24 protein-coding genes are annotated in these 22,263 nt (G+C 52.3%); 7 read left to right on the top strand and 17 right to left on the bottom strand.

What is annotated here, in order from left to right; all coding sequences use genetic code 11:
• Positions 1–66 precede the first annotated feature (66 nt).
• Both flhC and flhD read right to left on the bottom strand, forming a co-directional pair.
• On the bottom strand, positions 67–645 hold the full coding sequence (gene flhC / locus C7387_RS03840) for a flagellar transcriptional regulator FlhC (RefSeq protein ID WP_006820451.1): 579 nt from the start codon (positions 643–645) through the stop codon (positions 67–69).
• A gap of 2 nt (positions 646–647) precedes the next feature.
• A complete protein-coding gene (flhD, locus tag C7387_RS03835) occupies positions 648–998 on the bottom strand; it encodes a flagellar transcriptional regulator FlhD (protein WP_038256816.1) in 351 nt (116 codons plus the stop codon).
• A gap of 792 nt (positions 999–1,790) precedes the next feature.
• Between flhD and uspC the strand changes: the two genes are divergently transcribed.
• On the top strand, positions 1,791–2,219 hold the full coding sequence (gene uspC / locus C7387_RS03830; protein WP_006820453.1) for a universal stress protein UspC: 429 nt from the start codon (positions 1,791–1,793) through the stop codon (positions 2,217–2,219).
• Positions 2,220–2,257: 38 nt separating this feature from the next.
• On the opposite strand, the gene otsA is transcribed toward uspC, so the two are convergent.
• The 5 genes from otsA to C7387_RS03805 all read right to left on the bottom strand — a co-directional run bounded on the left by otsA (position 2,258) and on the right by C7387_RS03805 (position 8,158).
• Positions 2,258–3,676, bottom strand: coding sequence for an alpha,alpha-trehalose-phosphate synthase (otsA, locus tag C7387_RS03825; RefSeq protein WP_006820454.1), 1,419 nt, complete (start codon positions 3,674–3,676; stop codon positions 2,258–2,260).
• Positions 3,673–4,434 (bottom strand): trehalose-phosphatase, encoded by a 762-nt coding sequence (otsB, locus tag C7387_RS03820; protein WP_120816115.1) that lies wholly within the window; start codon positions 4,432–4,434, stop codon positions 3,673–3,675. Before otsB ends, otsA begins: the two co-directional genes overlap by 4 nt.
• Before the next feature lie 161 nt (positions 4,435–4,595).
• Complete coding sequence (gene araH, locus C7387_RS03815; RefSeq protein WP_038256802.1) at positions 4,596–5,576, bottom strand: L-arabinose ABC transporter permease AraH; 981 nt, start codon at positions 5,574–5,576, stop codon at positions 4,596–4,598.
• Positions 5,577–5,590: 14 nt separating this feature from the next.
• Complete coding sequence (gene araG / locus C7387_RS03810) at positions 5,591–7,105, bottom strand: L-arabinose ABC transporter ATP-binding protein AraG (RefSeq protein WP_120816114.1); 1,515 nt, start codon at positions 7,103–7,105, stop codon at positions 5,591–5,593.
• A 72-nt stretch (positions 7,106–7,177) separates the two neighbouring features.
• Positions 7,178–8,158 carry an arabinose ABC transporter substrate-binding protein gene (locus tag C7387_RS03805; protein WP_006820458.1) on the bottom strand — a complete coding sequence of 327 codons (981 nt, stop codon included), beginning with the start codon at positions 8,156–8,158 and terminating at the stop codon, positions 7,178–7,180.
• Between the two features lie 470 nt (positions 8,159–8,628).
• Here C7387_RS03805 and C7387_RS03800 point away from each other — a divergent pair, with 470 nt between their 5' ends.
• Both C7387_RS03800 and C7387_RS03795 read left to right on the top strand, forming a co-directional pair.
• Positions 8,629–9,132 carry a non-heme ferritin-like protein gene (locus C7387_RS03800; protein ID WP_120816113.1) on the top strand — a complete coding sequence of 168 codons (504 nt, stop codon included), beginning with the start codon at positions 8,629–8,631 and terminating at the stop codon, positions 9,130–9,132.
• 170 nt (positions 9,133–9,302) lie between these two features.
• Complete coding sequence (locus C7387_RS03795) at positions 9,303–10,646, top strand: anaerobic C4-dicarboxylate transporter (protein WP_006820460.1); 1,344 nt, start codon at positions 9,303–9,305, stop codon at positions 10,644–10,646.
• A gap of 44 nt (positions 10,647–10,690) precedes the next feature.
• Here the strand turns inward: C7387_RS03795 and C7387_RS03790 are convergent, their stop codons facing one another.
• Both C7387_RS03790 and C7387_RS03785 read right to left on the bottom strand, forming a co-directional pair.
• Positions 10,691–10,942 (bottom strand): DUF2766 family protein, encoded by a 252-nt coding sequence (locus C7387_RS03790; protein ID WP_038256798.1) that lies wholly within the window; start codon positions 10,940–10,942, stop codon positions 10,691–10,693.
• 110 nt (positions 10,943–11,052) lie between these two features.
• Positions 11,053–11,691: an RpiB/LacA/LacB family sugar-phosphate isomerase gene (locus tag C7387_RS03785; RefSeq protein ID WP_006820462.1), complete on the bottom strand. Its 639-nt coding sequence runs from the start codon at positions 11,689–11,691 to the stop codon at positions 11,053–11,055.
• A gap of 236 nt (positions 11,692–11,927) precedes the next feature.
• Here C7387_RS03785 and C7387_RS03780 point away from each other — a divergent pair, with 236 nt between their 5' ends.
• From C7387_RS03780 to ftnA, 3 genes are all read left to right on the top strand, one after another.
• Positions 11,928–14,069: an HD domain-containing phosphohydrolase gene (locus C7387_RS03780; RefSeq protein WP_006820464.1), complete on the top strand. Its 2,142-nt coding sequence runs from the start codon at positions 11,928–11,930 to the stop codon at positions 14,067–14,069.
• Between the two features lie 106 nt (positions 14,070–14,175).
• On the top strand, positions 14,176–14,511 hold the full coding sequence (gene yecR / locus C7387_RS03775; protein ID WP_120816111.1) for a YecR family lipoprotein: 336 nt from the start codon (positions 14,176–14,178) through the stop codon (positions 14,509–14,511).
• Between the two features lie 207 nt (positions 14,512–14,718).
• On the top strand, positions 14,719–15,216 hold the full coding sequence (gene ftnA / locus C7387_RS03770) for a non-heme ferritin (RefSeq protein ID WP_120816110.1): 498 nt from the start codon (positions 14,719–14,721) through the stop codon (positions 15,214–15,216).
• Between the two features lie 40 nt (positions 15,217–15,256).
• Here the strand turns inward: ftnA and C7387_RS03765 are convergent, their stop codons facing one another.
• Complete coding sequence (locus C7387_RS03765; RefSeq protein ID WP_120816109.1) at positions 15,257–15,496, bottom strand: YecH family metal-binding protein; 240 nt, start codon at positions 15,494–15,496, stop codon at positions 15,257–15,259.
• A gap of 191 nt (positions 15,497–15,687) precedes the next feature.
• Between C7387_RS03765 and tyrP the strand changes: the two genes are divergently transcribed.
• Positions 15,688–16,899, top strand: a complete 1,212-nt coding sequence (gene tyrP / locus C7387_RS03760) for a tyrosine transporter TyrP (protein ID WP_006820469.1) — start codon at positions 15,688–15,690, stop codon at positions 16,897–16,899.
• 37 nt (positions 16,900–16,936) lie between these two features.
• Here the strand turns inward: tyrP and C7387_RS03755 are convergent, their stop codons facing one another.
• The 7 genes from C7387_RS03755 to C7387_RS03725 all read right to left on the bottom strand — a co-directional run bounded on the left by C7387_RS03755 (position 16,937) and on the right by C7387_RS03725 (position 22,261).
• Positions 16,937–18,079 (bottom strand): serine hydrolase domain-containing protein, encoded by a 1,143-nt coding sequence (locus C7387_RS03755; RefSeq protein WP_120816108.1) that lies wholly within the window; start codon positions 18,077–18,079, stop codon positions 16,937–16,939.
• 176 nt (positions 18,080–18,255) lie between these two features.
• Entirely contained in the window at positions 18,256–18,708 is a 453-nt protein-coding gene (locus tag C7387_RS03750; protein ID WP_276329981.1) for a CDP-diacylglycerol diphosphatase, read from the bottom strand.
• Between the two features lie 269 nt (positions 18,709–18,977).
• Positions 18,978–19,643, bottom strand: coding sequence for a YecA/YgfB family protein (locus C7387_RS03745; protein ID WP_120816106.1), 666 nt, complete (start codon positions 19,641–19,643; stop codon positions 18,978–18,980).
• 78 nt (positions 19,644–19,721) lie between these two features.
• The gene (locus C7387_RS03740) at positions 19,722–20,297 is read right to left on the bottom strand and encodes a DUF805 domain-containing protein (RefSeq protein WP_006820471.1); all 576 of its coding nucleotides are present in this window, start codon (positions 20,295–20,297) and stop codon (positions 19,722–19,724) included.
• A 155-nt stretch (positions 20,298–20,452) separates the two neighbouring features.
• Positions 20,453–21,106 carry an anti-sigma factor gene (locus C7387_RS03735; protein WP_120816105.1) on the bottom strand — a complete coding sequence of 218 codons (654 nt, stop codon included), beginning with the start codon at positions 21,104–21,106 and terminating at the stop codon, positions 20,453–20,455.
• On the bottom strand, positions 21,103–21,648 hold the full coding sequence (locus tag C7387_RS03730) for an RNA polymerase sigma factor (RefSeq protein ID WP_120816104.1): 546 nt from the start codon (positions 21,646–21,648) through the stop codon (positions 21,103–21,105). The genes C7387_RS03735 and C7387_RS03730 overlap by 4 nt, the downstream gene beginning before the upstream one ends.
• A 55-nt stretch (positions 21,649–21,703) precedes the next feature.
• Entirely contained in the window at positions 21,704–22,261 is a 558-nt protein-coding gene (locus tag C7387_RS03725; protein WP_038256787.1) for a fasciclin domain-containing protein, read from the bottom strand.
• Positions 22,262–22,263 lie beyond the last annotated feature (2 nt).

Here is a 22,263-nt window from a genome sequence, read left to right as displayed (position 1 = left end):
CAGAGGGGCAAAAAAAAGCAGCGGTAATTGCTTACCGCTGCTGGAGTGTTGTCCACGCCGTCAAGGTCAAACAGCCTGACCTATCTGTTCATCCAGCAGTTGTGGAGTAATATCGGCAAGACTGGCAGAAAGTTTACGTCTTTTTACGGCGCGGGATGGCGGCTGGCACAGACTGCAGACAAAGCTACCGACCGGCTGGTGTGCGTGGGTGATAAAATTCCCCCCACAGGAGTTGCAATGCGACAGTTCTAACATGCCGCTCTCAACAAAACGCACCAGTGTCCAGGCACGAGTCAGAGCCAGTAAAGGCCCCTGTTCCTCTTGCGGGCACTGTTCCAGATAGAGACGATAGGCTTTGATAACGGCGTCAACACCGCTGCACAACCCGGTTTTCAACAGGTACTGCCAGGCATTACAAAACATTGATGAATGTATGTTTTGTTCCCAGGTCATGAACCAGTCGGTGGAGAACGGCAGCATACCTTTCGGCGGCGGGCTACCACGAAGCTCTTTGTACAGGCGAATCAGACGACCACGGCTCAGCTGAGTTTCACTTTCCAGCATCTGCAAGCGAGCGCCGAGCGTAATCAGTTCCATAGCCAACTGAATATCGCGGGCTTCCTGGACAATGCTTTTTTCACTCATCGTCAGGCCCTTTTCTTACGTGCTGATTCGTCAGACTGGCTGGCTTCTTTCAGCAGGCGGGTCGAGAGCAGGATCCCGGTGTGAATTTGCTGCAGGTCGTCAACACGAGACTCTTGTGTCAACTGAGTAATTGTTTGATGACTGTCGAAGCGGAACTGGCAAACCAACTGGTTTGTTTCTGCTAGCTTGACCATTTGCGGGAGTGTAAGCTCACCCAGTGTTGTTGCCATCTCCTCGTTGATGCCGAGACGGAACATGGCGGAAGCTTTATCCTGACTGATAAGACGCTGTGCAAGAAGTAAGTATGACAAATTGATGTCATAAATATGTTTTAGCAACTCGGATGTATGCATTTTTCCCATCCCGAATGACCAACCATTATTTTATGCGGTGTGACCGCACCCCGTGATGTCGCCGGAAAAAACCCGGTAAAAAAAAGAAACGGCCAAAATGCATAGTTGACTTAGGCAATGCGTCCTTGCCTTTTTGTCAGCCTTCCTCATGTAGGGAAGATAACCTGACAATTTTAAACATTTCTTACAAATAACTAAGATTTTTCCTAATTCGACGCAACTCTACTCGTCAGTTCTGACACATACAATGTGGCCTTGTGAAACTTTTGAAAAAAATGTGATCCATGTCACATAATGTAGGTGATTATCCGTCGTAAATCCATCAGATGAGGTTCTCAATTGATGATTAATTAATCATTTGATATCAAAATCTATTCCTTAATGATGAATACTCATTTTGTTACACTGCATCTGTATAACATTCGTACAAAACGATAGCGGAACGCATCCTGATGTAAACGTTTACCCCCGCGTCGAATAAGGGTTAATCGATATCTACAGTAAAAACATAACGTTATCGTTTTAGGTTTTTGCGATGATTGCCTTAAGAAACCATTTAGTCTTTGTTAATTTACTTAAGCAACCAGTTAAAAAATTATTATTAATTTCGTAAATTTTAGATAAGACGATCATTTATCTTAACGAAGTGCTACATAGCCCTATTCTTTCTATAAGAATAATTAATGAATAATAAGAGAGCGCTCACACTTCCGGGTGATCCACTGCTTGCGTGGGCGTGGTAAACAGAGTAAAGAGAGAAAGAGGGCCGGTTCGCTAACCCAGGGAGGTACAATGTCTTACGCACATTTGCTCGTCGCCGTAGCACCCACACCCGAGAGCAGGATACTGATCAATAAAGCCGTCTCTATCGCACGTCCGCTTCAGGCGCGTGTCAGCATCATCACTTTTCTTGCCGATCCTGAAATGTACAACCAGTTCGCCGCACCAATGATGGAAAACCTTCGTGAGTTGATTCAGGAGGAGCGCCAGCAGTTTTTGCAACAGCTGATCGATTTTGCCGATTACCCCATTACGCAAACCCTTATCGCCTCTGGCGAACTGGGCTGCCACGTGAAGCATTTTTGCCAACAAAATCAGGTGGATTTGGTGGTCTGCGGTAACCACAATCAGAGCTTTTTCTCGCGCGCTACCTGCTCCGCGAAAACGGTTGTCGGAACCAGCTGTGTGGATGTGTTGTTGGTTTCACTTGAGGCTGAATAGTGGCTCAACGCGCCCTTTGCGGGCGCGAAGCACAACGGTTATGCCAGTTTAGGAAAGGTCGCTATTTTTTGCCGCTGACGTTCATTACCCGCCCGCACAATACTACTCAGGTCACTGATAAATCGTTTCTGCCACTGGTGAATATCATTATTTTTAATGACCGCCAGCATCTCATGATGCCGGGCAAGCCGCTCTGCAAGCGGCATGCTGAGCGCCCTGTCGAGTGCGGCGGCGACATCATCGCGATCGTAAGGATTCACAATCAGCGCTGCGGTGAGTTCATTCGCCGCCCCGGCAAACTGAGATAGCACCAGCACGCCAGGGTTTTCAGGATCCTGCGCTGCCACAAACTCTTTCGCGACCAGATTCATGCCGTCGCGCAGCGGTGTCACCAGCCCGACGTCGGAATAACGATACACCTTCATCAGAAGTTTACGGTCAAAATGCTGATTGAGATAAAAGAGCGGCGTCCACCCCAGTTGCCCGTACTGCCCGTTGATCCTGCCCGCCGCCGTTTCCAGCTGATGGCGAATATCCTGGTAGGCCTGCACATCCCCGCGGGAGGTCGGTGCAATCTGCGTGTAGCGAATTTTACCGTGGTGCTGGGGATACTTTTCAAGCAACGTCTCATAGGCCTGAAAACGCTCTGGCAATCCTTTCGAATAATCCAGGCGCTCCACCGAAAAAATGTTTTTCAGGTTCTTCAGTTCGGCTTTCAGCTGCGCCAGTTTTGGCGGCAGCGGGCCCTGAGCCTGGCGCGCAATCTCTTGCGGTTCAATCCCTATCGGATACACCGCCGTGCGGAAGATTTTACCCCAGGCCGTGTGCATATCGCCCTGAGTGATGACCTGCGTCTTCCCGGCAACACAATCAAGAAACGCCTGGCAGTCGCTCCCGGTCTGAAAGCCCAGCAGATCGTAGTCAGCCATCTGTTCCAGCAGTTCAGCGTGGGGAGGTAGTGCGGTAAAAATCTCCGGGGTTGGGAACGGGATATGCAGGAAAAAACCGATGCGGTGCTTAACACCGCGCCGACGGAGCTCTGCCGCCAGCGGCAACAGGTGATAATCGTGGATCCAGAGAATATCATCCGCCTCCAGGAGCGGAACGAGCTTGTCCGCTATCAGAGCATTCACGCGCTGATAGCCTTCCCAGGCTTCGCGCTGATAGTTAACCAGGTCGAGCCGATAGTGAAACGCTGGCCATAACACGGCGTTGGAGAATTGATTGTAGTAAAGCTCATGGTCGGCTTCGCTCAGGTTGAACGTCGCCCAACTGATATTGCCCCGGGAGGTCGTCTGTAGCGGCGCATTTTCATCCCCTGTTTCTCCACTCCAGCCGAACCACAGCCCGCCCGTAGACTTCAGTGCCCCCAGAACGCCCACCGCCAGGCCACCGGCGCTGGCGGTTTTGTCGTCAGGAGGCGCCACACGATTCGATACCACGACTAAACGACTCATCGCGCTTCCTCCTTACCGCTGTCATCGGTCAGTGCTTTCAGCCACTCGTGCACTGCCCGAACGTTAGCCACACGATACTGCGCCTGAGTCTCGCCCTCGCCCACTTTCACCGACACCCCGCCAAGGCGGTTAACCACTGCAAAGCCGCTTTCATCGGTCAGATCGTCACCGACAAATAGCGGTCGACGCCCGGAAAACGGTGGCTCCTGCATGAATGCGGCGATCGCCTCACCTTTATTGATGCCTTTCGGCTTCAGCTCAATCACACACTTCCCCGGCTGCAGCGCCAGCTGCGGAAAGCGTTCGACGATGCCCTGCGCCAGTTTCCTGATAGCCGCTTCGTGCTGCGGCGCCTGACGGTAGTGCAGCGCAAAGGCCATCCCTTTGTTCTCCACCTCACTGCCGGGTAAAGATGCCATCGCCCGCTGTAGCGTGGTCTGCACCTCACGGACCAGCGATGCCTGCAGCGTTACCGCATGGCGTTGACCATTGATGTCACGGCGTTCAGCCCCATGGACACCGGCGAGAGGAAACCGCCAGGGGTTAGCGAGCGCGTCAAGCTCGTCCATTGAGCGCCCTGATATCAATGCCACTGCGCCACGATGACGGTCGCTGAGCAGGGTTAGCATCAGCAGCACATCGGGGGGAAGCAGGACCTGATCGGGATGGGGTTTTATCTCAGCAAGCGTTCCATCAAGGTCAAAGAATAAAGCCAAATTACCCGTTAAATGAGGTGGTATGGTGAGTGTCTCAGCCACTCTGTCCCTCCTTTTTGCGCGGCCCGGGACCGCTTGTTAATAAAAAGTTATCAACAATAAGTATAGACAGTGTGACCTTCCTCGCCATTTTCAAATGAAAACGCCAGCGGCATTAGCCACTGGCGGAAAGTAAGCATTAGACTTAAAGGTTGCGGGAAAAATCAGACCGCACGGCGGGATTTTTGCTTATATCTGTCGAAGATAACCGCCGCGAGCAGAATCAAGCCGCGCACCACATATTGCGAAAACGGCGAGATATTCAGCAGGTTCATCGCATTCTCAACGGTACCCAGAATCAGTACCCCGGCGACGACGTAGGAAATCTTGCCAATACCCCCTTTCAGCGACACCCCACCCAGCACGCAGGCCGAGATGACAATCAGCTCATAGCCAATCGAGGTCATCGGTTGGCCGCTGGTCATCCGCGAGGCAAGGATTATCCCGGCGGCAGCGGAAACCAGACCAGAAAGCACAAAGATAATAATCTTGGTACGCACTACCGGCACCCCGGCCAGGCGCGCCGCCTCTTCGTTACCCCCAATCGCCAGCGTGTTGCGGCCAAAAGTGGTTTTATTGAGCAACAGCCCGAAGATAATCAGGCACCCGACCGTCAGCCAGATAGGTGCCGGTAGCCCAAACCAGTTGGCATAGCCGAGCGTAAAGAAGCGCTCATCCTCAATACCGACGGCTTTGCCGTCAGAAATGATATACGCCAGCCCACGGACAATCTGCATGGTTGCCAGGGTCGTTATCAGCGCGTTGATTTTGAGGCGCGCAATCACAAAACCATTGACCAACCCGCATAACGCCCCAAGCAGCAGACCGGCAAATACGCCGAGCCACAGGCTTTCTGAGAGGTTAATGACCACCGCCGTCGTCACCCCGGCACAGGCGATAACCGAAGCCACAGAGAGATCAAAATCGCCGGAGGCAAGGCAAAACAGCATTCCGCAGGCCACCATGCCGGACATTGAGATAGCCAGGCCCAGCCCTTTCATGTTGATGAAACTGGCAAAGTTAGGCACAAAGATCGCACAGCCGATAAACAGCACCGCAAACACCACCAGCATGCCGTATTGATCCCAGACGCGGGCGAAGCTGAGTGCCGGACGAGCCGTGCCAGGTGTAGTAACTGAAGACATCATAAACTCCTTAATCAGGCGATAGCCTGGCTGACTTTAGGCATGGCAAGGCTGAGCGCCTGCTGTTCATTGGCGCTTGTGTGCAGTAGTTCTCCGGCAATTTCCCCTTCACGCATCACGACAATGCGATCGGCAACGCCCAGTACTTCCGGCAGGTCGCTCGAAGCAAAAAGCACCGCAACTCCCGACTTCGCCAGCGCGTAGATGACGTTGTAAATCTCGTGCTTCGCTCCCACGTCGATACCGCGCGTGGGTTCGTCGAGCAAAATGACCTTCATCTCCTCCGACAACCAGCGACCAAGGATCGCTTTCTGCTGATTTCCACCGGAGAGATTCATAATCAATTGTTCCGCACCCGGGGTTTTTATATTCAGGGAATCAATATGATGAGCCGCGTTGCTGGCTTCCCAGCGATTATTGATAACAAATCCGGCGGTGATGTGTTTTCGTCGGGCGCTGATATTGATGTTATCGCGCACCGAATGCACCGGGATAATGCCTTCGGCTTTACGATCCTCCGGGCAGAGCATCATGCCGGCGCGGATGGCCTGCGCCGGTTTGTTTATCTGCACCGGCTGGCCGTCGATCCACACCTGTCCGCCGGTAATGCAGGTACCACCAAACAGCCCCTTCATCAGTTCGCTACGGCCAGCCCCTACCAGGCCAAACAGCCCGACGATCTCACCGCTGCGTACGGTTAAATCAACCGGCACCCGTACCCCCGGGGCTTTAACCTGTTCAAGCCGCAGGCGCTCGACGCCGAATTCACGCGGCTGCCAGCCGTAGATATCGCCGATGTTTCGTCCCACCATCGCCTGCACCAGGCTGTCGTGGCTCACTTCCTGCATATTGGTAAAGGTGCGGACATAGCGCCCGTCTTTAAACACCGTCACCGCATCGCTCAGCGCAAAGATCTCCTCCATACGATGAGAGACATAAAGAATGACGCGCCCTTCGTTGCGCAGCTCGCGGATAACCCGGAACAGGTTGTCTATTTCCCGCGCCGACAGCGAACTGGTCGGCTCATCAAAGGCAATGATTTTGGCGTTCCGCGCCAGCGCCTTAGCGATTTCCACCATCTGCCACTGTCCGATAGAGAGGTACTTGAGCGGTGTCTGCGGGTCGATATCCAGCCCAAGGTGCTGCAGCTGCAGGGAGGCTTCATAGTTCAGCAGCGAGCGGTTCACAATGCCGCCCTTATGCGGCAGTTGCCCGAGATAAATGTTCTCAGCGACCGTCATTTCCGGCACCAGATGAAGTTCCTGATAAATGATGGCTACCCCGGCATTCAGCGCCGCTGTGGTATCAGGGAACGTCATCTCCTGCCCGCGGATGCTGATATGGCCTGCGGTCGGCGTATAGTTACCGCTGAGAATTTTCAACAGCGTGGATTTTCCGGCGCCATTTTCGCCCATCAACGCATGCACCTGTCCGGCATAGCAGTCGAAGCTGATGTCAGAGAGTGCTTTGACGCCCGGGAAGGTTTTGCTGATGCCATGGAAAGAGAGGTACGGTGTAGACTGTTGCATAACGACTCCGCCAGTAGATTCACACGAGTAATACCCCGAGGCACAGGTACCTCGGGGCACTGCGTACGTCGGTTACAACCCTTTCTTCGCCAGCTCTTCTTTGAAGTTGTCGCGGGTAATCAGCACCACATCGGTGACCGCCGTGAATTTTGGTGGCTCGACGTTTTTCTCTACCCAGTTGTACAGCTGTTCACTGGTTTTATAGCCATGCACGTCCGGGCTCGGCAGCAGAGAACCGTAGAAACCGGTGGCCTGCGCCTTCGACAGTTCGTTCACTGCATCCACGCCGTTAATGCCAATGCCAATCACGTCCGCGGCTTTAAAGCTCTGACCTTCCGTCGCCCGCACGCCACCCAGCACGGTGTTATCGTTCATGCCGATAATCAGCCAGTGTTTGACTTCCGGATGCTGGACCAGAAGCGAGTTACCGGCGTCGAAGGCACCCGGGATATCGTTAGATTTTGTCGGAACCTGATAAATCTGTTTTTCCGGGAAGCCCGCAGCCTTCAGCGCATCCATGGAGCCGGTGGTGCGGCGGCGAGCGGTATCGAGTTCGTTGGCGGTAATCACCATCGCGCCGGTGGTTTTCACATCCCAGCCGCGTTTTTGCATCTCTTTATACAGTTCCTGCCCCTGACGGGCGCCGATCTCACTCGCCGCCATCATCACCAGAGGCACCTCCTCCATCGGCTTGCCCTTGGCGTTGACGAACTGATCATCTACCGTTATCACCTTCATATCGTAACTGCGGGCCTTCGCCACAATCGCAGGCCCCAGTTTCGGATCGGGGGTACAAATCACAAATCCTTTTGCGCCGCTGGCGGCCAGGCTGTCGATAGCATTAAGGGTTTTCTCACCGTCAGGCACGGCAATTTTGATGACATCGAATCCCAGATCCTTCCCGGCTTTATCGGCGAAGCGCCACTCGGTCTGGAACCAGGGCTCTTCCGGTTGTTTCACCAGAAAACCAAGTTTTAAATTCTCTGCGATAGCCGATTGTGACATAACCGCGGCAAGACCGATCGCCGCCAGGGCTTTAGTAAATTTGTGCATGGTATACTCCAGCTGTAATGCTCTTTTATGTAGGGAAAATTCAGGCTTTAAATTTTATTCAGACATAAAACAACGCATTAGCAATGAACGAGAAACTCAGTGCTGATGTGAAAACATTAATAGCGGGAAATTAATTATCCATAAGAGAGCGCCATCACACCGCAGAATTACCGTAAGTTCGTACATGGATTTAGCAAAAAATGACATAACAAGGCCAGCACCTGGCAGACAGGCCGCGGCTCGCGTAGCATGATTGTCCATCTCGATAGCTGAATAATGACATCAACCTGTTTTAGAAATAATACATTTGTCTTATCGGTAGTTATAAAATCCTAAAAAAACAGCCGGTGTATGATATATATTTCGGGTTGTTGTAACGAAAGGTAAATACACCAATTTGAGAGTTTTCTTAGCACCATTTGCGCGCTATTCTGAGGTCTGCTGATACGCAATTAAATAAGGATATTTTTATGGCTGTCACTGGAATTGCACAAAAACTCAATGCACAGATGAATCTCGAGTTTTACGCGTCTAATCTGTATCTGCATTTTAGCGACTGGTGCAACAAGCACCACCTGAATGGAACCGCAACCTTTCTCCGTACCCAGGCCCAGGCGAACGTGACTCAGATGATGAGAATGTTCGATTTTATGAAGAAATCTGGCGCATGGCCCATCATCAAAGCCGTCGACGCTCCCTGTGAAGAGTGCTCCACTCTGGAAGATCTTTTCCTTAAATCACTTGAAGATCACCACCAGCGTTGTCATACCCTGTCGGCATTAACGGCGGAAGCCGTTGCCGCCGAAGACTCGCGCACGCTGAGTTTCCTGCACATGCTGGAAAAGGAACAACAGCAGGACGGTATTTTATTACAAACCATCCTTGATGAGGTGCGTAGCGCCCGCAAAGCTGGCCTCTGCCCGGAACAAACCGATCAACATCTGTTGAACGTGGTCAATCACCAGCAGCACTAATCCCCGAGACTTCCCGCCGGGTGCCTGACGCCCGCGGGGAGAAATGTTAAAATAATGTACACAAGCATCTGTTTTTCCTCTTTTTTATAAATCTGACCTATGTCTCACTGATTATTATCACATCATGTAATTATCTGCCCAATTCCCCTTACAAAATGTGCAGGTATCGCATGATTACTCTTGAGTTCGTTGTCATTATTGTTTGTTTGCTGGTAGGGACCCGGTTTGGCGGAATGGGGCTGGGGTTAATCAGTGGCATAGGTTTGTTTGTTCTGTGCTTTATCTTTGGTCTTGAGCCCGGCAAACCGCCGGTTGACGTGATGCTGACGATCCTCGCGGTCATCGGCTGTGCGGCAACGCTGCAAACGGCAGGTGGCCTGAACGTGATGATGCAGTTTGCCGAGCGGCTACTGCGTAAACATCCCCAGCATATTACTCTGCTGGCTCCCTTCACCACCTGGACGCTGACCTTTCTGTGCGGTACCGGCCACGTGGTCTACACCATGTTTCCAATCATCGCCGATATCGCACTAAAAAAAGGTATTCGTCCGGAACGCCCGATGGCCGTCGCCTCTGTGGCATCGCAAATGGCGATCACCGCATCACCGGTTTCGGTGGCGGTCGTGTCGCTGGTTTCTATTCTCGGCGCGCAGCACGGCATTGGCCAGGCATGGGGGATCCTGGAAATCCTCGCCATTTCCGTACCGGCCTCTCTGTTTGGCGTAGCGATTGCTGCGCTGTGGAGCCTGCGTCGCGGCAAAGACCTGGCGGATGACGAAGAGTTTCAGGAAAAACTGCGTGATCCGAAGCAGCGTGAATTTATCTATGGCAGCAGCGAAACGCTGATGAACCAGCGTTTTCCTCGTGAGGCCTACTGGTCAACGTGGATTTTCTTCGCCGGTATTCTGGTGGTGGTGCTTCTGGGGGCCATCCCTGAGCTGCGTCCTTCATTTGAGGTAAAAGGTAAGCTCGCTCCGCTCTCGATGAACCTCGTCATTCAGATGATGATGCTCATCGCCGGTGCGGTCATGCTGGTCGCCTGCAAGGTGAATGCGTCCACCATTTCCAACGGTGCGGTCTTTAAGGCTGGAATGGTCGCCATTTTCTCAGTATTCGGCGTGGCGTGGATGAGCGACACGTTTTTCCAGGCGCATCTCTCCGAGCTGAAACTGGCGCTTGAGGGGGTCGTCAAGAGCCACCCGTGGACCTACGCCATTGTCCTGTTCCTGGTATCAAAACTGGTAAACAGTCAGGCTGCGGCGCTGACGGCGGTTGCACCAATGGGATTGATGCTCGGCGTAGAGCCGAAAATGCTGGTCGCCTTCTTCCCGGCTTCCTATGGCTACTTTGTGCTGCCAACCTACCCAAGTGACCTTGCCTGTATTGGCTTCGATCGCTCCGGCACCACGCGTATCGGGAAGTTCATCATCAACCACAGCTTTATTCTGCCGGGCCTGATTGGTGTGGCCTGCGCCTGCGCGGCCAGCTATCTGCTGGTGCAAACGTTCTTCTGAGGATAACGAGACGGAACCCTGCACCGCGCAGGGTTCCGGAAAAATCAGTGGGCTTCACCCTGCGGAGTAAACTTGAGCTCGATAAGCGCGATAGCTTTCTGGATAGCGCGACGTGTTACCGGATCGACCGCTGCCGGATGGGTAGCGAAATCGATAGTCTTCAACTGAGTGGCCATTTTCTCGCGCACTTCAACCGGGGCGATAACATCGATCACGTCTAGGATCTGTTTGATGACCAGCTGACAAGCGACAACATCAGAAACCAGCTCATCGGTGGTGTTCAGGTTTTGCGACATAATAAACTCCATTATTTTCGATGCGCCATAGTACCGCAAAAGGCCGCGCTGCGCTTTTGCAGGTATAAAAAAACCGGCACCACGGGCACCGGTTTTCTGCTGACGACAGATTACTGCAGAATATTACGTACAAACGCTTCGATAGCCTTGTCCTGGCAGTTCTCGAAGAAACACTGCTGGAAACGCTGGCCTGAAACGGCGGTTTTCACCAGTTGCGGATCAATGGCGCGCAGCGTATCAAGATAATTCTCTTTGACCACCGCCGCTTTCACCTGGTTCAGAATGCCCGCATTGCGCACCTGTGGCTCTTTACGCTCCGGTGGGTAACCCTCGCCGTTACGGCCGGTGAAAGCTTTCTCAAAGATGAAACGGACGTTAAGCTCGGCGCCCCAACCAAAACCTTTGGCAAACGGCAGTGAGAGCGCGTTACCGTTATTGATTTGAGCAAACAGGAAGGCATCTGCCGGATCGATGCAGTAGCCGCAGACCACGCCCGGATGAATGTTCAGCGACATCAGTGCGCCCTGTCCGGTACCGCAGCCGGTGACCACAAAGTCGACCGCTTTTGCGTTCAGAAGAATACTGGCCATGATGCCCAGATGGATGTAGGTCAGATGATGATCGTTTTCGTCGCTCATCCCGACGTTGAAGACCGGGAAGCCTTTCTCATCCGCAACCGTAGTCAGTTCATTGAGAATGACGGCATTTTTGCTCGCCTGGCTGTTTTCCATCATCAGTGCAATTTTCATGTTTCCACTCCTGGTTATCACGCAATCTGCGGCTCACCATACTATTCATTAAACCAACTTTCAAATTAAATGAAAAAGTGTTTTATAAAATTAAAGTCAACTCACACTTTCACTTTGCATTCTGGTGCTTCAGCCTGGATAAAAAAAATCTATCCGCGCCTGGGGCGGTTAGTTAGACTGAAACATTATGACAATGAAAAGCAGGGATCTTTTTTGTGAAACAACGCTGGCGGTCATTGACGAGGTTGTCACTTTACGCCCTTCAACTTGTCATACTTTTATTCACGGTACCGCTGAATGCAGCATCTGCACCCGTTCCGGTATGGCTTTATGATGCTGACAACTTTGAGTTCTGGCGCGATGCTAACGGCCATTATCAGGGGTTTTATCAGGACCTGATAAAGGCGATTAACGAAAAGTACGGCTACCAGCTTGAGCTTCATCCCGTCAGCGGTGCTGAGATTAACCAGCGCTTTCAGGAAAACCAGCATGGTTTGTATGCCGGGGTACTCCGCACAGAGGATCGTGCCAGGCATAACATTCTCTCGGTTCGTATCTTCGATAATGAAGTGGTCGCCGCAAGCCTCACCCGAACGGCCACCGCCCCGGAAGACTTTAACCAGACCCGGGTCATCTTTCGCAGAAACGACGCCACCCGCGAGCAAATCAAACAGCGCTACCCGGGGATTAAGTTTCGCGAGCTTCTGCTGGCTGAATCCAGTGCAGAGGCGTTCCAGATGCTGCGCGATAATAAAGCGGACTTTTACATCAACGACGATGCTGAGATGGATGACACTCAGCATTACTACACCATTTCTCGTCCCTTCACCGATCTGCGTATCCCTGCCACCATCGGCTTCAGCCCGGACCTGGCGGGAATGCGCAATAACATTAACCTGCTGCTGAGCCAGTGGCAGCAGGAAGGCCGCCTGTTTCAACTTCAGGAGCAAAATCAACGCGATTATCTGGTTAGCCGCATCCAGCTTACCCCGCAGGAGCGCGAGTGGATCAAGCACAATACGCTGGTGGTCTGGCTGCCAAAGAATGAAAACTTCGCCCCGCTTATCTGGCGCGACAAGAACGGCTATCACGGCAGCGCCATTAACATGATCAAAGACATGCGCGAGCTGCTGAATATGCAGGTTGATGTTCGTTATGTGGACAACTACGTCCAGCGCATGCGCACGGAAAACTGGCCCGTTCGCCTGGTGGATGTGTTAAACGACCAGAATCCCCAGCACGTTAACGGTATGATTGGCCCTCTGCTGGCGTGGCATAACGCCTGGTACAACCGTATCGATGCCCCTTTTATTCGCGATGAAGAACAGGTTCGCTTCCAGCGTATTGGCGTACTACGCAACTCCTATGCCGCACTGTATTTACGCGAGCGTTTTGGTAACGACATTACTCTGGTTCAGGCCTCGTCGGTAGATGACCTGCTGAGCGCCATCGACAGCCATCGCGTCGATTTTATTCTCGGCGATTTGAGCACGCTCGAGCTGTCTTTACGTGGCAACGAACTGTTTCGCGGCGTGCTGAAAGTGGCGGGTTTCACCCGCTCCAACGATCAGATAGGCGCCTGGGTGGCACCGGATCATCCGCTCCACGCCGTACTCACCGAAATTCATCGGGTTTCGAGCTTCCGCAGTCAGATGGAGCGCCACCGCGAGGTGCCCTCGATGATGGAATTCAGCAAGAATACCCTGAAGGTAATTAGCGTAGTGCTGTTCATCACCGCCCTCTTTAGCCTCTTCCTGGTGCTGTTGATGCGGCGGCAGATGAAACAGAACCGCATGGTCAACCGCAGCATTGTCGAAGCCATGGAAAAGGTGAATCGCGCCCATGACGATGAAACGGGCAGCCACATCCAGCGGGTCTCTGAATATTGTGGTTTGCTGGCGAGAGCGCTGAAACTCCCGCACAAGGTCACCCGCGATATTGAACACTTCGCCTCACTGCATGACGTCGGCAAAATTGCCGTGCCCGAGCAGATCCTGCGTAAGAATGGGCCGCTCACGGAGGAGGAGTTTAAAGAGATGAAACTCCACACGCTGAAAGGCTGGCGCATTATCCAGGGGCTGAGCCTGGGCCCGGTGGCGGAAAATATTATTCATTACCACCACGAAAAATGGGACGGTAGCGGCTACCCGGAAGGATTGAAGGGGAACCAGATCCCCATTGAGGCGCGGATCCTGGCGCTGGCGGACGTCTATGATGCGCTGCGGCAAAAACGCGTTTATAAACCAGGCTACACGCATGAACATGCCTGTGAGGTCATTCTCGCCGGTGGCGGTAAGCATTTTGATCCGCAGCTGATTGCCCTATTCCGCCAGTTGCACCCGAAGTTTAAGGCTATCTACGACTCTCATGCCGATTAATCCGAGCCGTTACGATAACTGAGCCAGGATCGGCGGGCTATTCTGCGGATTGGTTTTTCTTAACAGGTTTACGATACTGAGATAACCGTTGGATCAGAGTAATAACATGCACAAACTTTGTCTTCTTGCCGCCGTAATAGCGCTTTCGGCCTGTACCGTAACCCGTCAGGCTGAGGTCACCGACGTTGATGCCACCAGCGGCATTGTGCGTTTGACCTATGGCCAGGCCATCCTGCAGTCCGCCAGAACCGACGATTACGTCGCCAACGGTACGGCAACGAAGCAGTGCCAGCAGATGGGATACGCCACGGCGGTGCGTTTTGGACAACCGGTGCCTACCTGTTCAACCACCAGCGGAGCGCTGTGCCTGAACAAGACGATAACCATTCAGTATCAGTGCCGCGGCATCGCCTTCACCCCGGCAACGTCCGGCGTATATTGAACCTGAGACAGCCAGCCGTCTGCGCTGGCTTTTTTATTTTAAATTATAACGATTCTCATTTTAATATTATTTATTGAGCGCAATGCGTTTTATTCCCATTCGTATTTTTAATAAAGAAATTTATTATTTTACCTTTTGCAAATAAATAGATAACAAATTATAGTGGCCGCACAATAATCTGAACCGCTTATATTCCGGAGACTTGCGATGCTGAAATCTGAAATGATTGAGAAACTCAACGAGCAGATGAATCTTGAACTCTTTTCTTCTCTGCTTTATCAGCAGATGAGCGCATGGTGCAGCTACCACAGCTTTGAAGGCGCTGCGGCATTCCTGCGTCGCCACGCTCAGGAAGAGATGGGTCACATGCAGCGTCTGTTTGACTACCTGACCGATACCGGCAGCCTGCCACGTATTAACGCGATCCAGTCTCCGTTTGCTGAATATGCGTCCCTGGATGAACTGTTCCGTAAAACCTACGAACACGAACAGCTTATTTCACAGAAAATTAATGAGCTGACCCACGCGGCGATGACCCATCAGGACTATCCAACCTTTAATTTCCTGCAGTGGTACGTGGCTGAACAGCATGAAGAAGAGAAGCTGTTCAAATCTGTTATCGATAAACTGACCCTGGCGGGTAAAAGCGGTGAAGGCCTCTACTTTATCGATAAAGAGCTCTCTACCCTCGACGCGCAAAACTAATCCCTTCGCGGCAGCGCTTTGCTGCCGCTTCTTTTACGCCTCAGTGACGGCAAATTTTACTTTCATCCGTCGTAAAACCCGCGTCCTGCGGAATAAACTTCCCCTTACGCTGCAAAAACGCGACCAGTTCGGCCGCACACATCCCCTCAGCGGAGCAGGTGTGAAAACGCGCTTCCTCACCAAACCGTGCAACGATGGCTGCCGCTAGGCTCTCCGTCGTATAACCTTCGCCGGATTCAATCATCATATTAAGCACTTCGTGACCATGAACTGATGGCATACCTTCCCTCCTGAAAACGTAAACCATAAACTGCATTTCCTTTGCATGTTTTGCGTTAGCGCAGTTTCTCCGCGCTTTTTAGTGTACATTTTTCTGTACATCACCTGTAATCTTGATTTGACGAAACGCTGGATTTCACATACGCTGCGCGGCATATTTTGTTGTCTTGCCGTTCTGTAGTAGAGGAAAGCGTGAAGAACCGCACTCTTGGTAGTATTTTAATCGTGGCTGGCACCACAATTGGCGCAGGGATGCTGGCGATGCCTCTGGCTTCGGCAGGCGTGGGCTTTGGTGTCACACTGGCGTTACTCTTCGGTCTGTGGGGATTGATGTGCTACACCGCCCTGCTGTTGCTGGAGGTTTATCAGCATGTACCCGCCGACACCGGGCTGGGTTCACTCGCGTTCCGCTACCTCGGGCGCTACGGTCAGTGGGTGACCGGGTTCAGCATGCTTTTCCTGATGTACGCGCTGACGGCTGCCTACATCAGCGGCGCAGGTGAGCTTATCGCCTCAAGCTTCAGCGACTGGCTTGACGTCAATATGACCCCAACCCTGGGCGTGCTGTTATTCACCCTCGTGGGTGGCTGCATCATCTGCATTGGCACCTCAATGGTCGATTTCTTCAACCGCTTCCTGTTCAGCGCCAAAATCATCTTTCTGGTAGTGATGCTGGCCCTGCTGATGCCACATATTCATAAGATTAACCTGCTGACTCTTCCGGTGGAAAAAGGACTGGCGCTGTCGGCCATTCCGGTCATTTTCACCTCATTCGGCTTCCACGGTAGCGTACCGAGTATCGTCAGCTATCTGAACGGCGACCTGCGCAAGCTGCGCCGGGTATTTATAATCGGTAGCTTTATTCCGCTGGTGGCCTATATCTTCTGGCAGCTGGCGACGCTCGGCAGTATCGATTCCCCGGTATTTACCGCGCTGCTGGCTAACAGCAGTGGGCTGAACGGCCTGTTACAGGCCATTCGCGAGGTAGTCGCTTCACCGCACGTGGAGCTGGCGGTACACCTGTTCGCCGATCTGGCGCTGGCGACCTCCTTCCTCGGCGTGGCGCTGGGCCTGTTCGACTATCTGGCTGACCTCTTCCAGCGCGAGAACAGCGTTCGTGGGCGTATTCAGACCGGTGCCGTGACCTTCCTGCCCCCGCTGGTGTTTGCGCTGTTCTATCCGCGTGGGTTTGTGATGGCGTTGGGTTATGCCGGTGTGGCGCTGGCGGTGTTGGCCCTGGTGATCCCGGCCCTGCTGGTAATGAAAAGCCGCAAACTTCACCCCACTGCCGCCTGGCGCGTGGCGGGCGGCAGCGTAGTCCCCTGGCTGGTGTTTGCCTGCGGTATCGCCGTCATCGGCATACAGTTCTGCATTGCCACCGGGCTGCTCCCTTCGGTGGGATAAGCCAAAAAAAACGGCCCCTTGGGGCCGTTTCTGCTTTTCATCCTTTCTGCATCGTAAGATAAACCTGCCCGGCAATTTTGGTCGCCAGATCCCCTTTACCTGCAGGCATATTGATTTCTGAGAGATTGGTCAGCACAAAGACGCCGGCCGCTGACGGCGTGCGCCCGGGCGAAGTGCTTGCTGCCATCTGGATGGCGGTATTGGTGCCATCAAGGATGCCGTTCTTCGTCAATACAGATTCGTCAGGCGAGAAGAACCAACCGAGCCCCGTTATTGTTCCTGACTGCGTCCATATCGGAGTTTGCATCCACTGAATCAACTCCTCGCTAAACGGAAACGGCTTCAGCAACCCCATATTGATCTTCAGAAAAGTGAGCATGTCCCGGGCTGATGACATAACGCCGCCACCACCATAGTAGGCACCAAACTTGGGGCTATAGAGGCTAGCTTTAGTGTATTTTTGGGTCGCTTCATCATAGACAAAACCGCATGGGAAACGTGCAGGCCATGGATTACCAGGGATGGGACAGTATCTGGAGTCAGCCATATTCACGTTTTCATTCCTGAATAGATAATCCTGGAGCCAGATATTGAATCCATTTGTGCCACAGGCTCGGGAAATTGCGACCGCGAGCAAGGAAAAACCAAGATTAGAATAGGTAGATATCTCACCATATGGCTCAACCGGGAAACTCGCATCCTGATTAAGGAAGTTGAGCATATCCTGAACTGAGTAAGATTCATCAATATTCAGGGGGGGTAGCGTTCCGGCACTCGAGTTATTGTCTGCCGGCAATCCGCTGGTGTACGCTGCAAGGTTATACAACGGGATCTTTTTTAACGCCGAGCCAACCTCACTATCGCTGAAAAGGATAAAATCTCCGAGGACAGACTCTCTGGTGACCGGGCTGGCGCTATCCAGGCAAGCATAAGCGAAAGCCATAGCAGTGAAGAGTTTACTGCTAGACGCAAGCTTAAATAGTACGCTGTCGTTAAGCACCATGCCGTTACCCGCTTCGTCCTGCAGAGAGCCGCTCAGGTAAACACCCTGGTCACCGTTATCCAGTACCCACCCAATGGCGATGGCAATATTGGCATCAGCCGGTGGCTGGGCAATCAGTGGAAATGAATTAACAATGTTATCGAGTACTTCAGTCGTCGGAGGAATAAATGCCTGCATATGATATACCTCGTTTAATATATAAAATATGTTAAGTTGAATAACTCCTGACAGATAATTTGAAGTTCTTGCGTAAATTTAACAACTACGCTCCACTGGACAAAAGCGCACATAAAAATATTCGCCATGCTGTAGCACTATTTTGTATCAAAAACTAATGTGAAAGCAGGAACACGTTATTGCCCAGCCAGCAGGCACTGATGATCCTGAATCAGTTCGGCGGAAACGCCGGATGCGCTGGTGCCAATTCCAACCAGTAGCATAAATTCCCCCGGGCTACGGTTAACCAGCGCAGCGCCGGTGTAGTCGAGGCTCCCCTTCTCTTGCCGGACCTTTTCAGCAACCACTTTAAATAAATTCTTGTGTATCAGCTCAGCCATAGATACGTGGCGGTAGTGAAAGTGATACGGGGGAATAGTGACCTGGCTTTTCGACCACGCGGTACGAACCTTATCCGTCGGAATGTTTATCAGCGCCACGTTTGCAGCAGCAGACAAACATGAGATATGGATATGGAGTTGATCCTGGCTACGCGCATTGGTCGGGTTTAACGCCAGCGCGATATACTTTTCCTTAATCGGTTTACCTAGCCGCTCGGTCATAAAGGACTTGCATATCCAGGGATACACTGCTTACTCACCAGATCCCATAATATATTTCTGTCTGCCTGCGCGCTTTGACTGGCGAGCAGGAGCAGAGAGAGCGAAGACAATAAACAGAATAATCGGTTCATCGTTCAACCACCAAAAGGATTAGCGTCATGGGAAGCGTTTGCCGAACGGCAGGTATGGTGAATTATAGAACAGCTATTTTTAACTGTTCCTCCTTTTTATCACGCGGTTGAAAAGGTATTAACGCAAAAACGGCCCATGCGGGCCGTTTACTCTATGCCAGAGTGTTATTTCTGACAGCAGTTTTTATACTTCTTTCCGCTGCCGCAAGGGCACGGGTCATTACGACCGATCTTGGCCGCATTAACAATCGGCTGTTGCACCGGTGCCGTTTGCGGGTTTTCCTGCCAGTGCTGAAAGAGCGCCAGCGCCGCCGGTTTGATACCGTCCACGCTCGCCACAAACTCATCCGCCGAGAGCGCATCCAGACGTTCAGCATTCGCTTCACTACCGTGCAGGGCGATAGCGTCCAGCTGAGGTTGCAGGGCTTCAGGTAACGCGGACCAGTTGCTCATTGCAACACCGCGCATGTAACCATAGCACCAGTCATCAACGATGGTCAGCTCCTGCCCCTCTTCTTCACGAGAGCCAAACAGCGGGTCAAACTGCTCCGGATAGTCATGCAGACGTTCAGCGATATCGTCCATGTGCTGCAGGGTCAGATTGACGAAGTGGTCGCGCTCGCGGTCGTTTGCCCAGCGCGGAACATGCTTAGCCCCGCCCCAGAGCGCCAGCAGCCACTCCGCCGGCTCAATTTCAACAGGCGCGGAGACAACCGCGGTGAGCATGCCGTCGAGCTCAGCCATGTCGATGACGGATTCTTCGTTACCGTAGCGGGACAACGTATCGTCCAGCCACTCAATTTCGCTTTCGTTCAGGGGTCCGGTTTTCATAACAGGCTCGTGGTGATGTAAAAATGGCGCATACAGTAGCGGAAATGCCGGGAGAAAACCACCCGGCACAGAAGCGCGTTACATATCCTTGATGATGCCGCTGCGCATCGTTTCGTATTCGGCTTCGCTGATGAGACCTTCATCAAACATTTTTTTCGCCTGCGCCAGGCGCTCACGCACATCATCAGCGTTGTTAGCCGGCGCAGCCTGCATTTCAGGCGCGGCTACCGGTGCCGGGATCAAAGTATCATCACCGAAGCGGTTACTCCCCGCGGTACCTTTCGCAAACAGCATCCACAGCGACATGACGAGCACCGCAATACCGGAAATGCACAGCAGGACGAACCAGCCCGTGGTATTTCCGGATTCGGAGGTCGCCACCAGACCGATAAAGGCCACGATCATCACGGCATACGGCGCCAGCAGCAACCAGCCGGACCGGTTCAGGTCGTGCAGGCGGCGCACAGCAACCGCCAGTCCTGGAATGATAATCACCAGACCGAAGAGCCCGCCGATAACCGGGATAAGCCCCAGCACGAACGACAGGACAAAGTTCGCCACCGTGAATACGGCGTACTCCTGACGAGCAGAGCGACCGCGGAAAGTGGCATATTTTTTAAAACAATCGGTGTAGCTTTCAAGCAACGTTGCCATTGAAGATCCCTTCTCAACTTTATAATTTTGACACTAAACCCAAAGGTGCGGACTCGTACGACTGCATGAATCCGTGGTGTATTTTACCGAAAAATGAAAAGATTGCGCCTGAGAAAACTAAGGGGGAGCCCATGGCAGCGCGAAGGCTCTGTGACTTAGCTTCCCGTTGAGATGATGCCTTTATACAAAATAGGCCCGGTAGGCAATACCCCGGGGGAGCCACCTTTAGGCTCCAGACTCACCGCCAGCAACGCCTGCGAATTGATCTGACTGGCTTGTATGCTCAAAATATTTGAACGCTTATCAAGAAGTCCCAACGATTTGGGTGCAGCGTTACCTTGTATTAACCAGAGCTGAAGGCTGTGATCGTTACCCGTTGTCACATTCAGACCCGTAACGGTGATCGTATGGTTCGTCGGAGAGTAACTAACAACAAACTGACTTGTCCCCGCACTCGGATTCAACACAGCGATAGGATGGCTGGCTGGTTGAGTGGCGGGTTTGAAAATGATAACCCCTGCCAGAGCGGCGGCAACCGCCCAACCGGCCCAGTTTAATAAGCGTTGTGGTTTACGATGACTGGCAGTCTTGTTAAGCGTGGCGTCTATTCGGCGCCAAAGCTGGTCAGAGGGTTTGACGGGTTCAGTTATGCGGTCTAATCCGCACAATACCTCTTGCCAGCGCCACATCACGGCCTTCAGCTCAGGCCGAGTGGCCATTTCATTTTCGAACGCCAGCCGTTCTTCTGCCGATAACAGCCCCAGGACATATTCTGCAGCCTGAAGGTCGTCTTTGGTTTCAAGGCTCATATTCCTATGCACTCCTTAAGATGCTCGAGACCACGACGAATCCAGCTTTTTATTGTTCCCGTCGGCTGATTTAAATACTGGGCAATATCGGTGTGCGACAATCCCTGATACCAGGCAAGCGCAATACTTTGCTGTTGGTTATTGGGAAGATGCTTCATACAATGAAGCAAACGACGGCTTTCATCATCCTGAATTGCGCTATCTGCCGCGCCCGTCAGTTCCGACTGCTGTGCCGTGATTACGTCCTCCGACTGCCACTGATTGTCGCGCGCGCGCAGCCAGTCAATGGCTTTATTACGCGTTAAATGACTCAACCAGGTTTTAGGTGAGCTCAGGTTGTTATCGAATGCATTCGCGGTTAACCACACCTGAACAAATACATCCTGCATAATATCTTCTGCCACTTCGCGTCGTTTAACGATGCGCACTGCAATTGCAAGCATCAGCGGACAATAGCGTTCATACAGATTTTTAAACGCTCGCCGATCGCCGCTGGCAATGTTTTTCATTAAGGAAATATCATTCACGTGGCGGTAGTCCATATTACTCCCGACCTGGTGCAGTAACTTATTGTTACTGCACCAGTATAGGAGACAATTACGGCATCAGTACGGTATCAATAACGTCAATAACCCCATTACTCTGATGTACATCCCAGATAGAGACATTGGCGATGTTCCCTTGTTTGTCTTTAAGTTGCAGGCTATGCGCGCCATTTTTTATCACCCACAGAGGCTCGCCGTTGACCGTCATCAGTTCAGCTTTGCCCCCTCCGGCCTGAACTTTGCTCATCAGCGCTTTCATGTCCAGTTTTCCCGCCACGACATGGTAAGTCAGGACGCTGGTTAGCTTGCCTTTATTCTCTGGTTTCAGCAGTGAATCTACCGTTCCAGCCGGAAGTTTGTTAAAAGCCTCATTGGTGGGTGCAAATACGGTGAAAGGTCCTTTACCCTCAAGAGTCCCTACCAGTCCGGCGGCTTTAACTGCCGCCACCAGCGTCGTATGATCTTTCGATTGCGTAGCGTTTTCGATGATGTTTTTCGACGGGTACATTTCTGCCCCACCGACCATCTTCGTTTGTCCCATACCTGCAGAAAATGCGGCAGAACTGCAGACCAGACCGAGAATCAATGCGGAACCGAGCAGCTTATTCATTA

It is taken from the genome of Yokenella regensburgei, from assembly GCF_003634235.1.
Lineage (GTDB): Bacteria > Pseudomonadota > Gammaproteobacteria > Enterobacterales > Enterobacteriaceae > Yokenella > Yokenella regensburgei.
This window is presented reverse-complemented; position numbering and strand designations above follow the sequence as displayed.

Bases quoted from the DNA above. Each gene is read 5' to 3' on its own strand.
- flhC (WP_006820451.1), bottom strand. From the start codon at position 645: ATGAGTGAAAAAAGCATTGTCCAGGAAGCCCGCGATATTCAGTTGGCT.
- flhD (WP_038256816.1), bottom strand. From the start codon at position 998: ATGCATACATCCGAGTTGCTAAAACATATTTATGACATCAATTTGTCA.
- uspC (WP_006820453.1), top strand. From the start codon at position 1,791: ATGTCTTACGCACATTTGCTCGTCGCCGTAGCACCCACACCCGAGAGC.
- otsA (WP_006820454.1), bottom strand. From the start codon at position 3,676: ATGAGTCGTTTAGTCGTGGTATCGAATCGTGTGGCGCCTCCTGACGAC.
- araH (WP_038256802.1), bottom strand. From the start codon at position 5,576: ATGTCTTCAGTTACTACACCTGGCACGGCTCGTCCGGCACTCAGCTTC.
- araG (WP_120816114.1), bottom strand. From the start codon at position 7,105: ATGCAACAGTCTACACCGTACCTCTCTTTCCATGGCATCAGCAAAACC.
- C7387_RS03805 (WP_006820458.1), bottom strand. From the start codon at position 8,158: ATGCACAAATTTACTAAAGCCCTGGCGGCGATCGGTCTTGCCGCGGTT.
- C7387_RS03800 (WP_120816113.1), top strand. From the start codon at position 8,629: ATGGCTGTCACTGGAATTGCACAAAAACTCAATGCACAGATGAATCTC.
- C7387_RS03795 (WP_006820460.1), top strand. From the start codon at position 9,303: ATGATTACTCTTGAGTTCGTTGTCATTATTGTTTGTTTGCTGGTAGGG.
- C7387_RS03790 (WP_038256798.1), bottom strand. From the start codon at position 10,942: ATGTCGCAAAACCTGAACACCACCGATGAGCTGGTTTCTGATGTTGTC.
- C7387_RS03785 (WP_006820462.1), bottom strand. From the start codon at position 11,691: ATGAAAATTGCACTGATGATGGAAAACAGCCAGGCGAGCAAAAATGCC.
- yecR (WP_120816111.1), top strand. From the start codon at position 14,176: ATGCACAAACTTTGTCTTCTTGCCGCCGTAATAGCGCTTTCGGCCTGT.
- ftnA (WP_120816110.1), top strand. From the start codon at position 14,719: ATGCTGAAATCTGAAATGATTGAGAAACTCAACGAGCAGATGAATCTT.
- C7387_RS03765 (WP_120816109.1), bottom strand. From the start codon at position 15,496: ATGCCATCAGTTCATGGTCACGAAGTGCTTAATATGATGATTGAATCC.
- C7387_RS03755 (WP_120816108.1), bottom strand. From the start codon at position 18,079: ATGCAGGCATTTATTCCTCCGACGACTGAAGTACTCGATAACATTGTT.
- C7387_RS03745 (WP_120816106.1), bottom strand. From the start codon at position 19,643: ATGAAAACCGGACCCCTGAACGAAAGCGAAATTGAGTGGCTGGACGAT.
- C7387_RS03740 (WP_006820471.1), bottom strand. From the start codon at position 20,297: ATGGCAACGTTGCTTGAAAGCTACACCGATTGTTTTAAAAAATATGCC.
- C7387_RS03735 (WP_120816105.1), bottom strand. From the start codon at position 21,106: ATGAGCCTTGAAACCAAAGACGACCTTCAGGCTGCAGAATATGTCCTG.
- C7387_RS03730 (WP_120816104.1), bottom strand. From the start codon at position 21,648: ATGGACTACCGCCACGTGAATGATATTTCCTTAATGAAAAACATTGCC.
- C7387_RS03725 (WP_038256787.1), bottom strand. From the start codon at position 22,261: ATGAATAAGCTGCTCGGTTCCGCATTGATTCTCGGTCTGGTCTGCAGT.